Raw genomic sequence first — 21,606 nt, forward strand, 5'->3', positions numbered from 1 at the left:
GCATCCAAGTTTGACAGAGGCTCATCCATCAAGAATACTTTGGCATCACGGACAATCGCACGGCCCATCGCCACACGTTGGCGTTGACCACCAGAGAGGTCAGCTGGTTTACGTTGGAGGAAGTCGGTAAGAGCTAGAATCTCAGCTGCTTCACGCACTCGACGGTCGATATCAGCCTTGTCGTACTTGCGCAACTTGAGCCCGAAAGCCATGTTGTCATAGACCGTCATGTGTGGGTAAAGCGCATAGTTCTGGAAAACCATGGCGATATCGCGGTCTTTTGGCTCGATGTCATTCATCAACTCATCATCAATGTAGAACTCACCCTCAGTGATGTCCTCAAGTCCTGCAATCATGCGAAGAGTGGTCGACTTACCACAACCTGATGGTCCAACAAAGACGATGAACTCCTTGTCCTTGATGTCCAAATCAAAGTCCTCAACAGAGTAGAAGTCACTGTTTGGGTANTAGAAACCTTCCTTTTTCTTATTTTAGTGCGGCGATAAAGCGCTCAGCAATTTCTTTTGGTCGAGTAATGGCACCGCCAACAACGATACCAGCAACACCTAGGTCTTTGACGGCTTTTGCTTCGTGAGGATAATGAATTTTACCTTCTGCGATAACATCTACCCCAGCTTCTGTCAACTGTTTCATCAACTCCAAATCCGGACCTGACTCTTGACGACTATAAGAGGTGTAGCCAGATAAGGTTGTCCCAACAAAGTCAACACCAGCTTCATATGCCGCCATACCTTCATCATAGGTTGAAATATCTGCCATCAACAGTTGACTTGGATATTTAGCCTTAATCTGACCAATAAATTCGCTAATTGTCAGCCCATCATAACGCTCACGTTTTGTGCAATCAAGGGCGATGACGGCAATACCTAGTTCGGCTAGCTCATCTACTTCTTTCATGGTTGCCGTGATAAAAGGTTCCTGTGGCGGATAGTCTCGCTTAATAATGCCAATAATCGGCAAGTCCGTTACCGCTTGAATTTCTTTGATATCACGGACGCTGTTAGCACGAATCCCAACAGCACCAGCTTGCTCAGCAGCCTTAGCGAGAAGCGGTATCACACCACCTGTTTCACTGTATAACGGCTCATGCGGTAAGGCTTGACAAGAAACGATGAGACCATCTTTGACTTGACCTAAAAATGCTTCTTTGGTCATTTGGCCCATAGACCTTGCCTCCTTTTCTAATCTATAACAACTTACGTTTACAAGTTTTATTATACATTATTCCCATTTTTTTGCAAGCGTTTTTTTTGTTTCGGTTTCATTTTCACGCTTCTGTATCTGCTTTCATAACCTTAAAACTACTTTCAGCACTCTGAAAATAGAATCAGTCTTCAAATAAAATAGGCTTTACTGTAGAGGACAGCATTAAACTCAATCCGATGATTACGATTAAAATCTCACAAAATAAAAAGTAATGAGGACAAAAAACGCCCGATGTTCGGACGTTTCTTGGTTAGGATAGGCTTCTCTGAATAGGAGCAACAGATTAGCTTTTAACCATTTGATTAACCTTATCTGCGTGAGACTCTAGGTCTTTTTAAGCTAGTGGTTGCTAGCCCAAGAGCCGCGAGAAATGAAATAGTTCCCGTAACTGCAAGCCTTGAATCTTCTTCGCCAGTATTTGGTAACATGGTAGCTGGCTTGGCGACATTCATCATCTGACTTAATGGTGCGCTGGCGGATGACCTCATAACAGCTGTGATATTTTCAGAAATATTCACTAAGCACTCAGGTTCTAGATCGTTTGCCAATAAAGTTGTTGCGGTAACCTGCTGTTGAGGAGGAACAGTCGCTATTGGTTTGTAGACAATCCCATATTCACTGAAGTGATTAGCGGTGAAGACGACATAGCGCTGACCGTTTTGTTCGATTTCAGTAAATGGCAAGACCTCACGCTCATTGCTATTGGGCAAATAAACAACATGTGCAACAGATTTCTCGGCATCAATTGGAAGAGAGACCGTTGCTGGAAACTTCGGCTTGAGGATGTGACCATCTTTATCAAGCGTTTCGATATAGGCATCAACCTGTTCTTGCTCGGTAATCAGTTTGTTATAGTCAATCCGCTGCATCACACGGTCGAGATTGAGCACAGTGGTTAATGTGTAGTTCGTCAAGTCCTCTGGAACAGTTGACAATATGCTTCTAATGGCGCTGTAATCGGCAGCCTTGTAGGTTAATCGCTCCAGATAGCTTGTTAAATTGCTCTGCCAATCGTTAACAATCTCCTGCTCATGACGTTCCCGGTTGGGACTGATTGCCGCAAGCAATGCTTGAAGTGGCTGAGCGACTTCTTCTTTATATAAAGATAGGTTAGAAGGAACTCGCTCGAGGACCTTGTTCAGCTCTGCATAATCTGCCAATAGATAGTCCTCAGCTTTCAAGTGCCCCATAAGATTAAATTCAGCAAGAGCTGGACCAGCTGCATAAAAGGTACCTTTTCCAGTGATACCGTAGTAATCTATCTTAGCACTGCGAATCGCTCGTTTAACGGGAATCACAAAATCTTTTTCAGCAAGTGTCCCTGTGTGATTGCGGTAGCGGTCATAGACCACTGTTTCTCGTCCATCAAGTTCGGTGACTTTCACCACAAACTTAAAGGGACGACCAGCAGATTCAAACACCACATCAATCGTATCAACTAGGGCTGTTTCAGCTACTGGTACAGTAACTGTAGCTGGGTAAGCTCTTGTTCCCCAGTCCATTGTTTTCCAGAGATTGTCCTCATTACCATCGGTAATGTTGGTCAGCGGGAAACCATTGTCTGTATTTCCTTTATTGGTTGTTGGCGTTACCCCTTTGACAAGATTTACCCTTTCTTCACCAAGGGCATGACCGATAATCTCGATATCATTGAGACGTATAGGAGACGTCGTCTCCCGTGACGTCATTTTTAATCTAAACTTGCTGGCAATAGCTGTCGTCGTAAAGCTCTCGTTAGCATCCAGTTGGCGATTGTAGCGACGTTCCACTAATGTCCAATCGTTGAGGAAGGGATTGAACACTTCGACATCAATATCATATGGGAAGGTTGTGGCTAACTGCGGGAAGGCCAAGTTAATGCTATCCAGACGATAAGTGCCGTCTAAATCAACCTCTAACTGATGACGCCCGCCGCCTTTTGGTTGCCAAGTAAAGTCCGTTAAGCCATCGCTGAGCAGGCTTATTTTGCCTTCCGCTGTTTCAGAAGCTGTGACAAAGGTTTTACCCAGCACCAGATTACTTTTAGGAATAAGTTGTTCCCCTTGCCGTTTAATGGTTCTGTAAGAATGCTGGTTGAGCACTGTACGAGCTAAGCTACCGAGGCTTGTTGTATCTGGTTGAGTGACCAGATCGGCGGTGTCAGATTTGAGAGCTGTCCACCGTGATTCCCAACGGTACCAGTTGCTCTCAGCTTTGACATCCTCAGGTCGTTTGCTGGTGCCAGCTAACTCAGCTTGACGGTTGCGAATCCAGATTTCCCAACGCTTTTTATAAAAGTCAGCCGTCAGTCCAGACCATTTCCGGTTAGAGTAATCTTTTAATGAACCAGAGCGCTCTGTCCCCCATGTGGTGACAATCGTTCTGGCATTGGCTTCAAACAGGTCGCTCGTCCAATCATCAGCATCAGGCAGCAGCTTATGAGCCATCAAAATCCAATTATCCAGCATGAATTTTTGCGTTGTTGCAGCCAGCTGGTCTGTCAAATCAATGGTTTTCAGAAATTCGCCAGCATAATGGTTGAATTTATTGAGGTTTCGTTCCTGTTTAGCCGCAATCATGCGGTCGTAGTATTCTTTAGCCCCATTGCTTAAAACTTGATTGGCTAATTCAGCGACATCATAGCGATAAGCGGCTGAATCTTTGAAGGTGTCGTAGCCTGATAGCATCAACTTCAGGGCTTGGTCGATCTTTTCACGGTCGTAGTAAATGCTACTATGTCCCCAAGTGGAAGCAGCTTTGAAGTTTTCCTTTGGTCGGGCATTGATAACGGACTCCGGTGCACCTTGATAATATTGTCCCTTATCGCGATAAGAGGTCTCTAACAAGAGTTTCCACGCTTCTTTAATCGGTGCATGGTCGCTGCCGATACGGCGCTCTGCGTATTTATCCAGCCATTGGTTGATGTCAATCGGCCCATCTGCCCAGTTAGTGTCAAATAATAACCCATAAACGACAGGATTGTTTTCCAATGCTTCAGCTGTCAGACCGATACCCACCATGTGCTTACGTTGCTTGAGCATTTTTAGGGGATCAACAGCAACTTTAGTGAGGTTCCCATCAGAGCCCATGCGTCCACCGAAGTTATGGAGAACGTTGTAAATCCAAGGCGTGCCATTATTCTCAAAAAGCCCATGCTCGTGCCGCATATCGGTCTGCAAGTCAAGAGCCAAAAGTTTAGACTTGTCCAAATCCAGCATTTGTGGCGCTTTTAGATTACCTTGCCACTGTTGCATAACCCAAATGGCTTGTGGGTCGTGTTCTAGCATTTTTTGCTGCACAGAGCGGTAAATCTGACGGACATCTAAGCCACCTGTATTGCCCCCTTCGTGGAATGGGTCAGTAGAATAATAATGTGATACTGAGCCGAAAACATTACGTTGCTTGGCATAGAAAACATCAGCTACCCGAGAGAAGAAATCCTCCTTACCTGCCTGGCGCTCCTCTTGCGTCAGATAGGTCTTGATAATTGATAGCCGAATAAAGCTCGGCCAGTGGTCTTTCGGTGTCAGGACAGCACCAGGATTTTTCTGAGCAAAGGTTTCAGGCACTTGACCAGCAAAGCCTTGAATAACAGGTTTGATGCCAAACGTCTGCATGCGGTCATGAATCCGACGCCCCAACTCCACCCTTTGGGCAAACCAGTTATCAGGCAGAGAACCTCCGATGCTATAAAGGTTTTGCATGTAGAACCAAGCATAGTAGGCAGGTCCTGGAATGTAATCCTTAATCTCTTGGTCACTGTAATTAAATTCCCTCAGGGTCTGGCGGAGAACTTCCTCTTGCCCAACGATGTCTAGCATGAGGTTAATACCATTCATAGCTGACCAGTCGAGAAGCTTCTCGTACTCATCCCAGTCCCAAAAGGCCATGGTGTAGGAGTAGGTCGTGTAGTTCAAGGCGTAACGGTGGTCAAAGTTAGCCTGCTTAATCACTGGACCTTCTACTGGTGTGACCTCGGAAAAAGCGGTGTTGGAGGCGAAAACAGGGTCATAATCAACCTTTGCATCAGGTAATAGTTAAAACCTGATGCAAAGGCGATCCCGTTATTGGCCTTGATGACAATACCGCCATCTTAGCGGTTATCAATTTCAAAAGTATCCTTATCATTGATGGCTTCTTTGAACTCAAAAGTGAACTTGTCCTGCCATTCTTGACCGATAACTCGCCCAACCAGCTCTCCCATTTGTTTGATGACCGTATCTTTGGCATAGGTCTTATCTTCTTCAAACCGATCCCATTTCTCTTTCCACTCGCTTTTTTCCCAATCAGTGACAGTGATCGGTTCTTTTGCTGGAATATGGTCAGAAACCTTGTGACCACGGATATCAAGCTCAGCTAAATTGGTGATAAAACGCTCAGAGTTATAAGCCATATTGACATGGATGTAAGCTGCACGCGTGTTTTCAAGGGCATAGGTCTCACCCTGAGCTGTCGCAGGAGTTTCGTCTACTTTAGCAGCGATGCGCTTGTAGTCGTTGCCATCTTCGGAGGCGTAAATGTAATAATTGCTGAATGAATTGTCAACTCTTGTTTTAACAGTAATCTTGGTCAGGTCGTATGTGCCGTCCAAGGTTAAATCCAAGACGCGATTATGGTCATACATGCCCTCATAGCTGTTTGGTTGACTGGGGACAGACTCTCAGACCGTGCTAGAGTTCCCGTCAAGAACTGCTTCAGGGCTGGTGTTATTACCAGATTTAGCGCTGATATTGGTGACGCCGACGGTAACTTCTGGACTGCTGGTTGGCTCAGCTGCTCGATCCATTACTATCGTCGGCTGACTGCTAGCATTGTCAGTCTGATTCGTCGGTTGAGCGGCTTCTTCTGCTTGCTCCGAAACCTTTGTAAGACTTGAAGCAGGTGTGTTCTCGATAGGCTGGACGACCTCCTTGACGACAGGTGCCATTTCTGATTTAAGCTCTTCTGTCTCTGCCGCAGCGACCTGCGTACTGGTTAGGAAACTTAATCCGATAATGGCAGAGCAAACACCGACGGAAAATTTCCTAATGCTATAGCGGTTCTGTTTGTCAGATAAAAATATGGCTAACTCCTTTTGGTTGCGTTTTCAATATATTTATAGTATAGCTCAACGACTACAGAAAATCAACACTTATTAAGTAAAATTTAGTAAAAAGATGTTAAATTTACCATTGTTAGTTCAGTGTGAGTTAGCTATAAGTGACCTGTGGTTCTAACTGTCATAGATGCTTGGTTGAGTAGCAAACTTTTTGATGAAAATATAAAAAAACTCCCAGAAACTGAGAGTTTAGATGTCTTAGCCATCTTATTTTCCAGCAGGTGCCATAGCATTTTGAATATTATATTTGCGTTTGAGGTAATAGCGTGCGCCAAAACCGATAGCAGCAAGAACGAGCAAAACAGGCAGAGGAAGGGTAATGTTGATGCTATCTGGCAATAGTGCTGTCGCCGAGCTGATGGTAATCCAAAGTGCCATCGAGGTAACTAAAATCAACAGACTCTTGAACATCGGCGGACGTTGGCTACGGTCGAGCCCCATGTAACGGTAGATGAAGTGGTAGTTGAGGTACATCGCAACCCCACCCAGCATCGCAAGAACCAGCAGAGACACTAGTTTGGTCGGCAGAGCTTCCTTGCTAAACAGCGTAGTCGCCGCATTCAGAAGAGCGATAACGGCAATCAAAAGTAAGGTCATGTCAAGCCACATGAGATAAGGATTGGTATTTTTTTCAGCGATGGCTGACTGGCTTATTTCCGGCTGACTAAAGCCAACTGCCCAAACCGTCGGAGCCCCCAGCAGATGACGAGCGGTCTCGCCTGTCTGTTGCGCCTCAATAATCGTTGGCAAAATGTCTTCCAGAATCGCTTTAATCTCATCGTCTGACTTACCATCTTTAATCAATTGCTTAGTAGCGATGTGGATAAATTCCTGATTTTTCTTAGTGAGTTGTTCGAGTTGTGACATGATTGTCCTTTCTAGTTTGGGATAAGTTAGGGAGTGGTCAATGGCAGAGCTGAGCTATTCTGATTTATAGAGCTACTGTTAGAAGCCTTGGCACAGAACATGTTTTTTTAGAACCATTTATTTTTGATAAAGTAGACAACAACGCTGAGGCTAAAGCCAAGCGAAATCAAGACAACAATCGTGAAAGCTTGTGGATACTGACTAAAGGGCATACCAGCTTCGCCGACGTTCATGCCGTAAGCTGAGAAAATCACCGTAGGGATATCTAAGGCAATCGTCATCAGCGCTAAGGTTTTCATAATGGTGTTCTGATTGTTGGAGATAATGGCTGCAGACGTCTCTGTCAGAGCTGATAAGACCGTCCCATAGATATCCGCCATCTCCAAGGCCTGCTGGGTCTCAATCAGGGTATCCTCTAGCAAATCTTCGTCTTCGGGGTACTTTTTCAGGCTACTACTATGAGACGATAGCTTTTTAACCACGCGCTCATTGAGTTTCAGGGAAGCCTTCAGGTAAACGACAGACTTTTCCAGCTCCATCATATCGATGACTTGCTCATTTCGGGTGGCACGTTCCAGATGGGCACTAATTCGGTCTGTTTGGCGGTCAATGCTGCGCAACGCTGTCAGAAAGAGCTCAGCATTGCGATAAAGCAGTTGAAAGACGAAACGCGTTTTCATAAAGGTGTAAAAATTCTTCACTCGCTTTTTGAGGAAATTATCAAAGAGAGATAAGGGCTCAAGACAAGTGGTAATAATAGCCTCCTTTGTAACAATGATGCCCAAAGGAATGGTGGCATAGTAATTTTTGTGATTACGCTCTTCCTGGGTCGGAACGTCAACGATAATCAAGGTATAGTTATCCTCGATAGCAACACGTGACGTTTCTTCCACATCGAGCGGTGCACGTAAGTCAGTGATGTCGATATTAAATTGCTCGGCTAATTTGACAGACTCTTCTTGTGAGGGGTTGACTAAATTAATCCAAGAGCCCGGCTGGAAAGTTTCAATTTCGTCAAACTGTCCAACGGATGATAAGAATATCTGTTTCATGATAGCCCTCCTTGATTAATGGTCATACCTTTCTATTATACACTAATTATGAAACTTTTGGGACGAAGTTGTTCTAAAAAATTTGGTATAATGGAAAGATAATGAAGAAAGACTGATAACTAACTATGCAAGATAAACTCATCGTTCGTGGGGCGCGTGCCCACAATTTGAAAGATATCACGGTGGAGATTCCTCGTGACAAACTGGTCGTGGTGACTGGTCTCTCCGGGTCTGGCAAGTCCAGTCTGGCCTTTGATACCATCTATGCCGAAGGGCAACGCCGTTATGTGGAGAGCCTGTCCGCCTACGCCAGACAGTTTTTGGGCAACATGGAAAAGCCTGATGTGGATAGCATCGAGGGGCTCAGCCCTGCCATTTCCATCGACCAAAAAACCACCAGTAAGAACCCACGCTCAACCGTAGGGACAGCGACGGAAATCAACGATTACCTGCGCCTGCTCTACGCGCGGGTCGGCAAGCCCTACTGCGTCAATGGGCACGGTGAGATTGCGGCCAGTTCAGTAGAGCAAATCGTGGATAAGGTTCTAGAGCTGCCCGAACGGACACGGATGCAGATTCTAGCGCCTGTCGTTCGGCGCAAGAAAGGCCAGCACAAACCCTTATTTGAAAAGATTGCCAAGGATGGCTATGTACGGGTGCGGGTCAATGGCGAGGTTTACGATGTGACTGAAGTGCCTGAACTGTCCAAGAGCAAGCTCCATCACATCGAGGTTGTGGTCGACCGTCTGGTCAATAAGGACAGCATTCGGTCGAGACTCTTTGATTCGATCGAGGCGGCCTTGCGACTGGCAGATGGTTACGTCATCATCGACACCATGGACGGCAACGAATTGCTCTTTTCTGAGCACTATGCCTGCCCTGTCTGCGAATTTACCGTGCCTGAGCTGGAGCCGCGACTCTTCTCTTTCAACGCACCGTTTGGTTCTTGTCCGACCTGCGATGGTCTGGGCATACGGCTTGAGGTCGATTTGGACTTGGTTATTCCTGACCCTAGCCTGACCCTGCGTGAGGGGGCGCTTGCACCTTGGAACCCGATTTCTTCTACTTACTACCCTCAAATGCTGGAGCAGGCCATGGGTCAGTTGGGGGTTGATATGGACAAGCCTTGGGCTGACCTGTCTGACACTGATAAGGAGTTGGTGCTCTACGGCTCTGGGGAGCAGGAGTTCCATTTCCACTACGAAAACGAGTTTGGCGGTATTCGTGACATCGACCTACCTTTTGAGGGCGTTGCGGTCAACATCAACCGCCGCTACCACGAGAGCACCAGTGACTATACGCGAAATGTCATGCGTTCCTATATGAACGAGCTGACCTGTGCGACCTGCCACGGCTACCGCCTCAATAGCCAAGCTCTGTCTGTTCGGGTCGGTGGTGAACAGGGAATCCATCTAGGGCAGTTGTCCGACCTGTCCATCGAAAAGCACCTGGCGGTTCTCAACGAGCTGGAACTAGGCGACAACGATGCCATCATTGCTAGACCCATCATCAAGGAAATCCATAATCGCCTGACCTTCCTCAACAACGTCGGGCTCAACTACCTAACCCTGTCTCGCTCCGCAGGCACCCTATCAGGAGGCGAGAGTCAGCGAATTCGCCTAGCGACCCAAATAGGCTCCAACCTATCTGGCGTCCTCTATGTGCTGGATGAGCCTTCTATCGGTCTCCATCAGCGGGACAACGACCGCCTGATTGACAGCTTGAAAAAGATGCGTGACCTAGGCAATACCCTGATTGTCGTGGAACACGACGAGGATACCATGATGGCGGCAGACTGGCTCATTGATGTGGGACCTGGTGCTGGTCAGTTTGGTGGCAAAATTGTCGCCTCTGGCACACCCAAACAAGTCGCCAAGGATAAACAGTCCATCACAGGCGCCTACTTGTCTGGTAAGAAGAACATTCCTGTCCCAACTGAACGACGAGCAGGCAACGGTCGCTTTATCGAGGTCATTGGCGCTACTGAGAACAATCTCAAAAACGTCTCTGCCAAGTTCCCGCTGGGCAAATTCATCGCCGTGACTGGGGTCTCAGGCTCTGGCAAATCAACCCTGATCAACAGTATCCTCAAAAAAGCCATTGCTCAAAAACTTTACAAAAACAGTGACAAACCTGGCAAGCACAAAGCAATCACTGGTATCGAGTACATCGAGCGGTTGATTGACATCGACCAGAGCCCTATTGGGCGGACACCGCGGTCAAACCCTGCGACCTATACCGGGGTCTTCGATGATATTCGTGACCTCTTTTCCCAGATCAACGAAGCCAAAATCCGTGGCTACAAAAAAGGGCGTTTCTCCTTTAATGTCAAAGGGGGACGTTGTGAGGCCTGCTCAGGCGATGGGATTATCAAGATTGAGATGCATTTCCTGCCAGACGTTTATGTGCCCTGCGAGGTCTGCCACGGTCGCCGCTACAATAGTGAGACGCTAGAAGTCCGTTACAAGGACAAGAACATCGCTGAAATTCTTGACATGACGGTCAACGATGCCTTGGAGTTCTTTGCGGCTATTCCCAAAATCGCTCGGAAAATCCAAACCATCAAGGATGTCGGTCTGGGCTATGTCACTCTAGGACAGCCAGCCACTACCCTATCAGGCGGTGAAGCCCAGCGGATGAAACTAGCCAGCGAGCTCCACAAGCGCTCCACAGGCAAGTCCTTCTATATTTTGGACGAGCCGACCACAGGCCTCCACACCGACGACATCGCTCGCCTCCTCAATGTCTTGGAACGCTTCGTCGACGATGGCAATACAGTACTGGTTATCGAGCATAATCTAGATGTCATCAAAACCGCTGACCATATCATCGACCTCGGGCCAGAAGGGGGGGACGGCGGTGGGCAAATCATTGCCACTGGCACACCAGAAGCCGTTGCAGCGGTGGAAGCTAGCTACACAGGCCAGTATTTAAAGGCGAAGCTCTAGTGAAGCTCCTATTACTGGATTAGGTTAATTTGCCTCTCCGCTACAAGCCAGGTAACAGCGCATGGACCTACTATCTTGAAATCCCTTGACCAAGCAACCGACCTTTGGCTGGGGCAAGGTTAAGGTCTATGGTTTGCTAGACGGCATCGAGCTACCCGAACGCTTCTTAGCTCCAAGAAAAGAGAATTTCCCTATCATCTCCATCAACAAGACCTTGCGTGAGGCGCTTCAAAAGACAGATGGTGATATGATTACCGTTACACTTTAGTATGATGGAAGATTAGAAGTCTACACAATCTGTCAGTCATTAAGTGAACTGATAACTACTGAAAAAATTGTGACAACAAAATCATAACCACTCGTCTAAAGAATGGTTATGGTTTTTATTATCTACTGAACATCCCCGTTCTCAATGTGGCAACGCGACACACTTCCAAATAATCAATCATCCTGCTGAAGACGTTTTATGTTATAATAGTCCCATGATAAGCTTACATGACAAGCTGGCTGTGCTCCCAGGCATCGGGCCTAAGTCAGCGGAAAAATTTGCCCAGCTGGGTCTAGTCACTATCGAGGATCTACTGGTTCACTACCCCTTTCGCTACGAGGATTTCAGCAGTCGTCAGGTCCTGGACTTGCTCGACGGCGAAAAGGCTGTGGTAGCAGGCGAGGTCGCCACACCTGCTCATGTTCAGTATTATGGGTTTAAGAAAAATAGGCTGAGCTTCAAACTGCGTCAGGGTGAGGTGGTTGTTGGGGTCAGCTTTTTTAACCAGCCTTACTTGCAGGAAAAGATTCAGGTTGGGCAGCAGGTCGCTATCTTTGGGAAATGGGATACCGCTAAAGGGCACTTGACAGGCATGAAGGTACTGGCACAGTTAAATGAGGACCTGCAACCAGTCTATCACACGACCCAAGGCGTCACCCAAACTAATCTGGTCAAGGCCATCACAGCTGCCATTGATTTGGGGTATCTGACGCTCTTACAAGAAAACCTCCCCCAATACTTACTAGATAAATATCGCCTGCTCAGTCGACAAGAGGCCTGTTATGCCATGCATTTTCCAACTGATCTGGCCCATTATAAGCAGGCGTTACGACGGGTCAAGTTCGAGGAACTCCTCTATTTTCAGCTGGACTTGCAAGTTTTGAAGCATGAGAACAAACAGGAAACCAGTGGCCTAGCCTTGACCTACGATAAAAAGCGGTTGGACAAACAGGTGGCAGCTCTGCCATTTGCCCTAACCCCAGCCCAAGAAAAGAGCTTAACAGAAATTTTGGCGGATATGGCGTCAGGCAGGCACATGAACCGCCTCTTGCAGGGGGATGTGGGGAGCGGTAAGACCGTGGTGGCAGCGCTAGCCATGTATGCCGCGCTGACGGCCGGCTACCAGTCAGCGCTGATGGTGCCGACAGAGATTTTGGCGGAACAACATGTGGCAAGTCTGCGCCAGCTCTTGCCAGATGTCTCAATCGCTCTCTTGACCTCGGGAATGAAGGCTGCTGCTAAGCGTGCGACCCTAGCTGCCATTGCTGACGGAAGTGTCGATATGGTCGTTGGCACCCACGCTCTGATTCAAGAGGGCGTGACCTACCGCAAGCTGGGACTGGTCATTACCGACGAGCAGCATCGCTTTGGGGTTAAGCAACGGCGGATTTTTCGTGAAAAGGGGGATAATCCCGATGTCCTCATGATGACGGCAACGCCCATTCCAAGGACGTTAGCCATCACAGCCTTTGGGGACATGGATGTGTCCATCATCGACCAGTTGCCTGCTGGACGCAAACCCATCATCACCCGCTGGGTCAAACACAGCCAGTTGGAGCAGGTCTTGGGGTGGCTCAAGGGTGAGCTGTTAAAGGGGGCTCAGGCCTATGTGATTTCTCCTTTGATTGAGGAGAGTGAGAGCTTGGATTTGAAAAATGCCATCGTCCTGCACGAGGAACTATCTGCCTATTTTACGGATGTGACCGCGGTCGGGCTACTCCACGGTCGCCTGAAAAATGAAGAAAAAGATGCCATCATGCAGGACTTCAAATCTCAGAAGACATCGCTGTTAGTATCGACAACGGTCATCGAGGTTGGGGTCAATGTTCCTAATGCCACGGTCATGCTGATTATGGATGCGGACCGTTTCGGACTCAGCCAGCTTCATCAGCTCCGCGGTCGAGTTGGTCGTGGAAATAAACAATCTTATGCCATTTTAGTCGCTAATCCAAAGACTGATTTAGGCAAGGAACGCATGACCATTATGACCGAGACCACAGACGGCTTTGTTCTAGCAGAGACCGACCTCAAGATGCGAGGGTCTGGTGAGATTTTTGGCACCCGTCAATCAGGTCTTCCTGAGTTTAAGGTAGCTGATTTGGTCGAGGATTACCCCATCTTAGAAGAAGCCAGAAAGGTAGCCAGTCAGATAGTGTCTAACCCAGACTGGAAAACTCAACCAGAAAACGCTGTGCTCCTCCCTTATCTCAATAAAAAAGAACACTTTGACTGACGGAGGAAGACCTATCCTCTACCTCAGAAGAAGGCAGAGAAAAAATGATGACCTTGATTAACATCGGGTGATCATTTTTTTATTGACAAATGGTGCTGGTGCTTAAATGGTTAGTAGCTCTTTTTCTGCTTGATTGAGGAAAAATTGGTATGATGTTTTGTAAAATAAATCTTTTTCCACACAAAAAACATCTTATGTATTTTAAGAAAAATTGATAATTATAAATAAAAAACACAAAAAAACTTGACAAGTCATCAGATGAATGATAGAATGACCTTGTAAAAACGTTTCCACCATTTTATTTCAATAAAAGGAGGCTCGTCATGGGTCAACAAACTGTCGATAGAAGCGATAACGTCGCTTACAACCGTGCTAAGTTGTGGCAAATCATTCTTTTTGCTGCTAACAATACCTCAACTAACATCTATCTGGTTGCCTTTAGTTTTGTTACTTATTTCTCTACTGGGATTTTAGGTTTGGCTGCTATTTTTGTCAGCCAACTCATGGGTTATATCCGTATTTTTGATGGGATTATCGACCCATCAATTGGGGTCTTAATCGATAAGACCGATACCAAATTTGGGAAATACCGTCCGATTTTGATTTTGGGTAATCTTATCACAGCCTTGTCTTTTATCTTTCTCTTCAATATCGATCACTTTGGCAAAGCTTTGACCATGCCACTCTTTATTGTAGCCCTGATTATTCATAAAATCGGCTACTCCATGCAACAAACTATTACCAAGGCAGGTCAGACAGCTTTGACCAATGACCCTAAACAGCGCCCGATTTTCAACATCGCAGACGGTGTCATGTCAGCTATTCTCTTCTCCGGCAGCCAGATTGTTGTGTCTGGTTACTTGATGAAGAAGCATGGGGGCTTTACCGATTCTTTCTTCAATGAACTCATGTGGGGTGTCATCATCATTTCGGCTATCCTAGGAGCTCTGGCTGTTGTCGGTATCTGGGAGAAGGATAACAAGAAATACTTTGGCCTCGGAGAAGAGAAAACTCAAAAGACCGAAATGAAAGATTATATTAAGGTCATCAAGGGTAACAAGCCCCTGCAGGTACTCTCCATCTCTGCTGCTTTAATTAAATTTAGCGCTCAGCTTTTTGGAGATGCGGTAGTGACCGTGATGCTTTTTGGGATTCTCTTTGGTGATTATGCCTTATCTGGTGTGATTTCAGGCTTGATGGTCATTCCAAACGTTTTAGTTACAACCTTTGCCGCCAGCGTTGCCCGTAAAAAAGGTCTGCGTCGAGCTTACATCATGTGTTTACAAGTTGGGATTGCTGCCCTTGCGGGTGTGGCTGGTTTACTCTTTGTGGCTGAACCTGGTAGTTTAAACCTTACTAGCTGGGGTGGGTTTAGTTTAGCCTTTGTTGTTCTCTACGCGCTTGGACGTTACTTTGCCTCAGCGCCGTCAGGTTTGGTATTGACCATGGGCGCTGATATTTCTGACTATGAAACCTCCGTCTCTGGGCGTTATGTGTCAGGGATGATTGGGACCATCTTCTCTTTCACAGATTCTATTGCATCATCCTTTGCTCCGATGGTGGTGGGCTGGGTGCTAGCTGCGGTTGGTTTTGCCAAAGAATACCCAACTGCTGAAACAGCTTTAACCTCTGATTTGAAATTAGCGACCATTGCACTCTTTGCTATCATTCCGATAGCAGTCTTGCTGGTGTCCCTCTTCTTGATGAAATTTTACAAACTTGACAATGAAGAAATGGCACGTGTCCAAGAGAAAATCCACGCCATGAAAGCAGCTAAAGATAATGAACGGGTACAAGACATTGCTAAAAACGTCCCATTATCTGATATGGACTATGTCGACCTATCACAGTACCCAGTAGACGAACCTTAAGGTTTCCTTACTAAAGCGGATTGGTTGTTGCCCATCCGTTTTAGTGCAATAAAAAGCAACTAGAAAGGACAACTATGAATGTTATTGGTTTAGGTGAGGTATTGTGGCGGATTTCGCCACCTGAGCACCTCATGTTCTCACAGACAACCCAATTACAGAGCCAGTTTGGAGGGGCAGAGCTCAATGTTCTGGGAGGGCTAGCTTCCCTTGGTTATAAGACTGAGTTCATCACTGTTTTACCTGATAATAGTGTTGGTCAAGCCTGCCAAAAATTTATCCAGAAACACGGCATTGGTTGTCGGTATCTGCTACATCAAGAGGGTCGTCTAGGACTGTATTTTTACGAACGTGGTTTTGGTGTTAGAAGGAGCCGTATTACCTATGATCGTTCAGGTTCTGCGTTTTCGCAGTCTAATTTTGAGCAGTATGACTGGGAGACAATTTTCAAGGAAGTTGATTGGTTCCATGTCTCAGGCATTACAGCAGCACTTAGTCCAACTTGTTATGACCTAACCTTAAAAGCGATGAAAACGGCTAAAAACCTTGGGATAGGGATTAGTTTTGACCTTAATTACCGTGAGCAGTTGTGGCTTTCTTTTGAAGAAGCTAGACAAGGTCTGACGCCCCTTGTTGAGTTAGCTGATATTTGTATCGGCTTGGAGCCAATCAGTTTACCAGATCAAGCTGGTCACGATGTCAAAGACAATCTTGGCCTGACGCGTCCTTATCAGGATTTGGACCTTGTAGCTAGAGTTGCTAATCAGTTGGTAGAACGTTACCAACTCAAAGCACTCGCTTTTACACAGAGGGAATTAATCAATAATTGCTACCACCTAAAAGGTTTTCTTTACCAAAATGGTCAACTCTTACAAACCCCGCTTGAAGAGACTGTTGCAATCGATCGTGTCGGGACTGGCGATGCCTTCACGACAGGTATTATTTTTGGTCACCTAGATGGTCGCAAGGAACAGTATTTGCTTGACACAGCTATGGCTTGTTTCCTTTACAAACATAGCGTTGAAGGAGATATTAATCTCCTTGGTCGACAAGAACTTGAGGGACTGCTCAGCCATCCCCAACAAGAAATCATAAGATAGGAGAAAATTATATGTTATACCCACTCTTGACCCCAACCCGTAGACTATTTGACCTCAATGGGCTTTGGCACTTTAAGCAGGGGGCTTACGCGCCGTCTGCTCAATCGCGACTGGCGGATGAGGTGGTTAGCGAGCTTATGGTCGTACCGTCCTCTTTCAATGATGTCTTGGTCGACAAGGACAAACGGCTCTTTATCGGAGACAACTGGTATGAGCGCGAGATGGCGTTGCCACCTTTGGCTGACCATGAGGAAGTGGTCTTGCGCTTTGGATCGGTGACCCATCAGGCCAAGGTCTACCTCAATGGGCAACTGGTAGCTGAGCACAAAGGCGGTTTTACTCCTTTTGAAGTGGTGGTGGCTCCTCAGTTTTTGACCGCTTCTCCCCTCAAAATCACGGTTTGTGCCAATAATATTTTGGACTACACCACACTTCCTGTGGGCAACTACATCGAGAAAGCTCTGCCTGATGGTGGCATTAAACAGGTGGTTAAGGAAAACTTTGATTTCTTTAACTACGCAGGGATTCACCGACCTGTCAAGCTCTACACTCGACCAAAACAGCATATTGAGGATATTACTGTCAACTATGTTTTGTCAGAAGATTTATCAGAGGCTCGTATCCGTGTGGCAGTGGCCCAAAGCAGTCAGTTAGAAGCGCGTGTTAGCCTACTTGACGAGCAAGGACGGCTGGTGGCGCAGGGACAAGCTGACCAAAAGTTAACACTGTCTCCAGTGCAACTCTGGCAACCGCTTGATGCTTACCTCTACACCTGCCGTGTGGAACTACTGGATGGGGCAACCGTCGTCGATTGCTACGATGAGCCTTTTGGTCTCCGTAAGGTTGAGGTTAAGGATGCCCAGTTTCTCATCAATAACCACCCCTTTTATTTCAAGGGCTTTGGTAAACATGAGGATACCTATATCAACGGTCGGGGGCTCAATGAAGCTGCTAACCTGATGGACTTGAATTTGCTCAAATCCATCGGTGCCAATTCCTTCCGCACCTCTCATTACCCTTATTCTGAGGAGATGATGCGCTTGGCGGATCGTATGGGAATCGTGGTTATCGATGAAGTGCCTGCGGTTGGGCTCTTCCAGAATTTTACCGCAGCCTTGGATTTGTTAGGCGATAAGGAAACATCTGATAACACCTGGTCAGTCATGAAGACCAAGGAGGCGCATGAAGCGGTCATTCGTGAACTGGTCCAGCGGGATAAGAACCATGCCTGTGTGGTCATGTGGGTGGTTGCTAATGAGCCGTCCTCTCATGAAGCAGGGGCGCGTGAATACTTTGCACCGCTTATCCAGCTCTACCGTGACTTAGACCCTCAAAAACGCCCAGTAACTCTGGTCAATATCATGATGGCTCTGCCAGATAAGGATTTGGTCACGGATTTGCTGGACGTTATCTGCCTCAACCGCTACTATGGCTGGTACAAGGACCATGCTGAATTAGAAGATGCCAAGATAAACCTGAAAGAGGAGTTAGAGCACTGGCATCGCCTTTACCCAGACAAGCCAATCATGTTTACCGAGTACGGTGCAGATACCCTACCTGGCTACCACTCACTCTGGGATATTCCGTATACGGAGGAGTACCAGTGTGACTACTACGCTGCTAACCATGAGGTCTTTGACATCCTACCTTACTTTGTCGGAGAGCAGGTCTGGAACTTTGCTGATTTTGAGACCAATGTCAGTCTCATTCGCATCAAGGGCAACCACAAGGGTCTCTTTAGTCGTAACCGTGACCCTAAACAAGTGGTGCGCTTGTTTAAGGAACGTTGGGCGGCAATCCCTAATTTTGGCTATAAATCATAAAGCGTTAGGCACCTGCACGTTGATGTAGGTGTCTTTCACTATGTGCGGTCAAATGGAGAGGGCAACAAATCAGTAAATGATATAGCTTACTGTAAATTGGAGAGAAATTTTACTCGTATAAGTTGACAGAACGGGTGGGCTTGCTATAATAAAGAGAAGAGGAGGACACATGAAGAAAAGTCATCAACCCTTGGCAGACCAGGCAGCTCAACGGCTGGAAGCCTATATCAAAGAACAGCAATTTGAACCAGGCACACGCCTGCCCAATGAATACGATTTGGGCGCCTTGTTGCAGGTTGGTCGCAGTACCATTCGTGAGGCCGTTCGTCGGCTGGCTGCCCGCAATATTTTAGAAGTCAGACAGGGATCGGGTACCTATATCAGCAGCAAGAAAGGAGTGGCTGACGATCCGCTTGGATTTGCCTTTATCAAAGATACAGCTAAATTAACCCACGACTTATTTGAAATCCGTTTGCTCTTAGAGCCTCGTGTGGCTGCTAAGGCCGCGCTCAACGCGACGGAAGAGGATTGTCAGGAGCTGGAAGACTTGATTGCAGCCATTGAAGCCTCTTATGATAACCAAACGACCGACCATGTCCAGCTAGACGTGGCTTTACATCGTCGTCTGGCTAAAATGAGTGGCAATCTGGCCTTGGATAGTCTTTTACCGGTTATCCATCAGTCCATCACCCTGATTAACCATAATTTTGCTACAAAAGAGTTACAAGATGATAGCCGTCTGGCCCACCGAAAAATTCTTGAAGCGGTCAAGAGCAAGGACAGCATCCAAGCTCATGATGCTATGCTACGGCATATCCTAGCTGTCAGCGCTGGTTTTGAATAGCGAGTTTCTGAAACAAAACTTTTCTCAGTTCAAAAAACAGAGGTTCATACTTCTTAATGCAGAAAGCAATGGTAGCAAATCCGTTGCTTTTTTGAGATAGTCAGGGGAACTCTTGTCCCATCCCTTCTCTCGAATCATCATATGAATTTAACTTTTTTGCTCCTGTTTCAAATAAAAATAAGTTTTTTCCTTGACAAATCATCTGATGAATGATAGGATAAAATTAGGTAAACGTTTTTATAATCAGCTAATCGAAAGGAGTTAACATGCTAGAACGGCTAAAAACCAACTATGCTTTTGCAGTGATTCGCGGGAAATCATCAGATGATGCTTTGGAGATTTCTCGCCATGCCATCGCAGGAGGGATTAAAAATATCGAAATCACCTACACCACACCAGAGGCCAGTCAGGTCATTGCAACCCTGCTTGACGAGTATGCAGGTGACGAGACCGTGGTCATCGGGGCTGGGACGGTCATGACAGATGATCTGGCGCGTGAGACGTTGGTGGCAGGAGCAAAGTTTCTGGTCAGTCCACATTTTTCCGCCAGTATCCAGCGCCTTGCCCAGGAGGCTGGTAGGCTCTATTTCCCAGGTTGTGCGACAGCCACAGAGATTGTGGCAGCGATGGAGGTCGGTTGTGAGATCATCAAGCTATTCCCTGGCGGCAGTTTAGGGCCTGCTTTTATCAAGGATATTCACGGACCGCTACCACAGGTAGAGCTTATGCCATCGGGCGGGGTGTCAATTGACAATGTCGCCAGCTGGAAGGCAGCCGGTGCTTGTGCGGTTGGTGTTGGCTCTGCCTTGAGTGCCAAGGTGGAGACTGAGGGCTACGCCAGTGTGACAACTTTTGCCCAAGCCTTTATGGCAGCAGTGGAGGGATAAGATGACTTTTAATGATATGGACTTTATGTTGACGACGGCAAGCGCCAAACACCTGTACAGCTTTGCCAAGGACATGTCAATCTACGATTTCCATTGCCACCTGGATCCGCAGGCGATTTTTGAGGATAAGCCCTACCACAACATCGTTGACCTCTGGTTGGCTGGTGACCATTACAAGTGGCGTCTCATGCGGACAAATGGCATAGCGGAGGACTTGATCACTGGTGAAGCCCCAAAATCGGAGAAATTCCGAGCATGGATTGAAACCGTCAGCAGGGCTTTCGGGAACCCGCTCTACCATTGGAGCCATCTGGAGTTGAAAACCGTTTTTGGGATTGATGAGGTCATCAAGGCTGAGAACTGGAAGAGCCTATATGACCGACTGAACAACATCCTAGCAGGTGGCGTCATCAGCCCTCGGTCGCTCCTACGCTTAGCCAAAGTCAAGTTTGTTGGCACAACTGACCATCCCTTAGATGACCTCGTCTGGCATGAGAAAATTGCAGCAGATGAGACCATTGATATGGTGGTAGCGCCGACCTTCCGTCCAGATGAGGTTTTTGTGGCTCATGCCAATTTTGCCAACTTTATTGACCGTCTGGCGATCAAAACAGGCCGTACTATCACAGGTTTTGCAGATGTAGTCGCTGCAATGGAAGACCGAATCGCCTACTTTGTGGCGCATGGTTGTCAGGCGTCAGACATTAGCTTTGGGGCAGTGCAGTACCTGGCGACTGAACCAGAACAGTTGGACGAGATTTTGACCAAGGCGCTAGCTGGTCAACCCCTGACAGAAGAAGACAAGGCCTACTGGCAATCAGGCATCTATCTGGCACTCTGCAAACTCTATCACCAGTACGGTTTAGTGACCCAAGTTCATTTTGGAGCTGTTCGTAACAGCCATAGCCGTCTCTCTGGTCAGCTGGGACCTGATAGCGGATTTGATTCTATGGGTGACCAGATTGATCTGGCCGATCACCTCAACCGCTTCCTCGATGCCCTAGCTAGCAGCGACCAGCTACCTAAAATGGTCTGGTACACTCTTAATCCGAGTTACAATGTACTTTTGGCCAATACGCTGGCCAATTTCCAAGCGAATTCGGCTGGTCAGCGTAGTCAGTTACAGTTTGGAGCAGGTTGGTGGTTCAATGACACCAAGACTGGCATGATAGATCAGATGACCCATTATGCAGAGCAGGGTCTCTTGGCCAACTTTATTGGGATGTTAACTGATTCACGGAGCTTCATGTCCTTCCAGCGGCATGATTATTTCCGCCGTATCCTCTGCAGTTTTATCGGTGACTGGGTTGAGGCAGAAGAAATCCCAAATGATGATGACCTGCTCAAGCCTTTTATCGAAGGTATTTGCTACCATAACGCTCAGCTATTTTTCAACAATTAACCCCTAAGGA

General features: G+C 46.9%; 15 protein-coding genes and 2 pseudogenes. 9 read left to right on the forward strand and 8 right to left on the reverse strand.

Going from position 1 to position 21,606, the window contains the following annotated elements; all coding sequences use genetic code 11:
* The 8 genes and pseudogenes from ACERC5_RS02615 to ACERC5_RS02650 form a co-directional block, all read right to left on the reverse strand.
* Window positions 1-467, reverse strand: a pseudogene (locus ACERC5_RS02615) (ABC transporter ATP-binding protein); the annotation flags it as partial.
* Window positions 468-486: 19 nt separating this feature from the next.
* On the reverse strand, window positions 487-1,185 hold the full coding sequence (locus tag ACERC5_RS02620; protein ID WP_018368159.1) for an N-acetylmannosamine-6-phosphate 2-epimerase: 699 nt from the start codon (window positions 1,183-1,185) through the stop codon (window positions 487-489).
* Window positions 1,186-1,535: 350 nt separating this feature from the next.
* Window positions 1,536-5,159: an alpha-N-acetylglucosaminidase gene (locus ACERC5_RS02625; protein WP_373660093.1), complete on the reverse strand. Its 3,624-nt coding sequence runs from the start codon at window positions 5,157-5,159 to the stop codon at window positions 1,536-1,538.
* A gap of 140 nt (window positions 5,160-5,299) precedes the next feature.
* On the reverse strand, window positions 5,300-5,830 hold the full coding sequence (locus ACERC5_RS02630) for a hypothetical protein (protein ID WP_373660094.1): 531 nt from the start codon (window positions 5,828-5,830) through the stop codon (window positions 5,300-5,302).
* A gap of 36 nt (window positions 5,831-5,866) precedes the next feature.
* Window positions 5,867-6,133: a hypothetical protein gene (locus ACERC5_RS02635; RefSeq protein WP_373660095.1), complete on the reverse strand. Its 267-nt coding sequence runs from the start codon at window positions 6,131-6,133 to the stop codon at window positions 5,867-5,869.
* 33 nt (window positions 6,134-6,166) lie between these two features.
* Window positions 6,167-6,268: pseudogene (locus ACERC5_RS02640) on the reverse strand (YSIRK-type signal peptide-containing protein); the annotation flags it as partial.
* 243 nt (window positions 6,269-6,511) lie between these two features.
* Window positions 6,512-7,171, reverse strand: coding sequence for a DUF1129 domain-containing protein (locus ACERC5_RS02645; RefSeq protein WP_373658007.1), 660 nt, complete (start codon window positions 7,169-7,171; stop codon window positions 6,512-6,514).
* Between the two features lie 107 nt (window positions 7,172-7,278).
* The gene (locus ACERC5_RS02650; RefSeq protein ID WP_373660096.1) at window positions 7,279-8,223 is read right to left on the reverse strand and encodes a magnesium transporter CorA family protein; all 945 of its coding nucleotides are present in this window, start codon (window positions 8,221-8,223) and stop codon (window positions 7,279-7,281) included.
* Window positions 8,224-8,348: 125 nt separating this feature from the next.
* On the opposite strand from ACERC5_RS02650, the gene uvrA reads away from it, so the two are divergent.
* The 9 genes from uvrA to uxaC all read left to right on the forward strand — a co-directional run bounded on the left by uvrA (window position 8,349) and on the right by uxaC (window position 21,596).
* On the forward strand, window positions 8,349-11,171 hold the full coding sequence (gene uvrA, locus ACERC5_RS02655) for an excinuclease ABC subunit UvrA (protein ID WP_373660097.1): 2,823 nt from the start codon (window positions 8,349-8,351) through the stop codon (window positions 11,169-11,171).
* Window positions 11,172-11,256: 85 nt separating this feature from the next.
* Entirely contained in the window at window positions 11,257-11,439 is a 183-nt protein-coding gene (locus ACERC5_RS02660) for a DUF1905 domain-containing protein (RefSeq protein WP_373658004.1), read from the forward strand.
* Between the two features lie 214 nt (window positions 11,440-11,653).
* On the forward strand, window positions 11,654-13,672 hold the full coding sequence (gene recG, locus ACERC5_RS02665; RefSeq protein WP_373660098.1) for an ATP-dependent DNA helicase RecG: 2,019 nt from the start codon (window positions 11,654-11,656) through the stop codon (window positions 13,670-13,672).
* A 323-nt stretch (window positions 13,673-13,995) separates the two neighbouring features.
* Entirely contained in the window at window positions 13,996-15,543 is a 1,548-nt protein-coding gene (locus ACERC5_RS02670) for an MFS transporter (protein ID WP_373660100.1), read from the forward strand.
* Between the two features lie 74 nt (window positions 15,544-15,617).
* Window positions 15,618-16,640, forward strand: a complete 1,023-nt coding sequence (locus tag ACERC5_RS02675; RefSeq protein WP_373660101.1) for a PfkB family carbohydrate kinase — start codon at window positions 15,618-15,620, stop codon at window positions 16,638-16,640.
* Window positions 16,641-16,651: 11 nt separating this feature from the next.
* Window positions 16,652-18,463 carry a beta-glucuronidase gene (gene uidA, locus ACERC5_RS02680; protein WP_373660102.1) on the forward strand — a complete coding sequence of 604 codons (1,812 nt, stop codon included), beginning with the start codon at window positions 16,652-16,654 and terminating at the stop codon, window positions 18,461-18,463.
* 169 nt (window positions 18,464-18,632) lie between these two features.
* Window positions 18,633-19,307, forward strand: a complete 675-nt coding sequence (locus ACERC5_RS02685) for a FadR/GntR family transcriptional regulator (protein WP_373657998.1) — start codon at window positions 18,633-18,635, stop codon at window positions 19,305-19,307.
* Between the two features lie 266 nt (window positions 19,308-19,573).
* Window positions 19,574-20,194 (forward strand): bifunctional 4-hydroxy-2-oxoglutarate aldolase/2-dehydro-3-deoxy-phosphogluconate aldolase, encoded by a 621-nt coding sequence (gene eda, locus ACERC5_RS02690; RefSeq protein ID WP_373660104.1) that lies wholly within the window; start codon window positions 19,574-19,576, stop codon window positions 20,192-20,194.
* Between the two features lies 1 nt (window position 20,195).
* Window positions 20,196-21,596, forward strand: a complete 1,401-nt coding sequence (uxaC, locus tag ACERC5_RS02695; protein WP_373660106.1) for a glucuronate isomerase — start codon at window positions 20,196-20,198, stop codon at window positions 21,594-21,596.
* Window positions 21,597-21,606: the final 10 nt, after the last annotated feature.

This window comes from Streptococcus sp. E24BD, from assembly GCF_041807825.1.
Classification (GTDB): domain Bacteria; phylum Bacillota; class Bacilli; order Lactobacillales; family Streptococcaceae; genus Streptococcus; species Streptococcus entericus.

Bases quoted from the DNA above. Each gene is read 5' to 3' on its own strand.
- ACERC5_RS02620 (WP_018368159.1), bottom strand. From the start codon at position 1,185: ATGGGCCAAATGACCAAAGAAGCATTTTTAGGTCAAGTCAAAGATGGT.
- ACERC5_RS02630 (WP_373660094.1), bottom strand. From the start codon at position 5,830: ATGTATGACCATAATCGCGTCTTGGATTTAACCTTGGACGGCACATAC.
- ACERC5_RS02635 (WP_373660095.1), bottom strand. From the start codon at position 6,133: ATGGCACCTGTCGTCAAGGAGGTCGTCCAGCCTATCGAGAACACACCT.
- ACERC5_RS02645 (WP_373658007.1), bottom strand. From the start codon at position 7,171: ATGTCACAACTCGAACAACTCACTAAGAAAAATCAGGAATTTATCCAC.
- ACERC5_RS02650 (WP_373660096.1), bottom strand. From the start codon at position 8,223: ATGAAACAGATATTCTTATCATCCGTTGGACAGTTTGACGAAATTGAA.
- uvrA (WP_373660097.1), top strand. From the start codon at position 8,349: ATGCAAGATAAACTCATCGTTCGTGGGGCGCGTGCCCACAATTTGAAA.
- recG (WP_373660098.1), top strand. From the start codon at position 11,654: ATGATAAGCTTACATGACAAGCTGGCTGTGCTCCCAGGCATCGGGCCT.
- ACERC5_RS02670 (WP_373660100.1), top strand. From the start codon at position 13,996: ATGGGTCAACAAACTGTCGATAGAAGCGATAACGTCGCTTACAACCGT.
- ACERC5_RS02675 (WP_373660101.1), top strand. From the start codon at position 15,618: ATGAATGTTATTGGTTTAGGTGAGGTATTGTGGCGGATTTCGCCACCT.
- uidA (WP_373660102.1), top strand. From the start codon at position 16,652: ATGTTATACCCACTCTTGACCCCAACCCGTAGACTATTTGACCTCAAT.
- ACERC5_RS02685 (WP_373657998.1), top strand. From the start codon at position 18,633: ATGAAGAAAAGTCATCAACCCTTGGCAGACCAGGCAGCTCAACGGCTG.
- eda (WP_373660104.1), top strand. From the start codon at position 19,574: ATGCTAGAACGGCTAAAAACCAACTATGCTTTTGCAGTGATTCGCGGG.
- uxaC (WP_373660106.1), top strand. From the start codon at position 20,196: ATGACTTTTAATGATATGGACTTTATGTTGACGACGGCAAGCGCCAAA.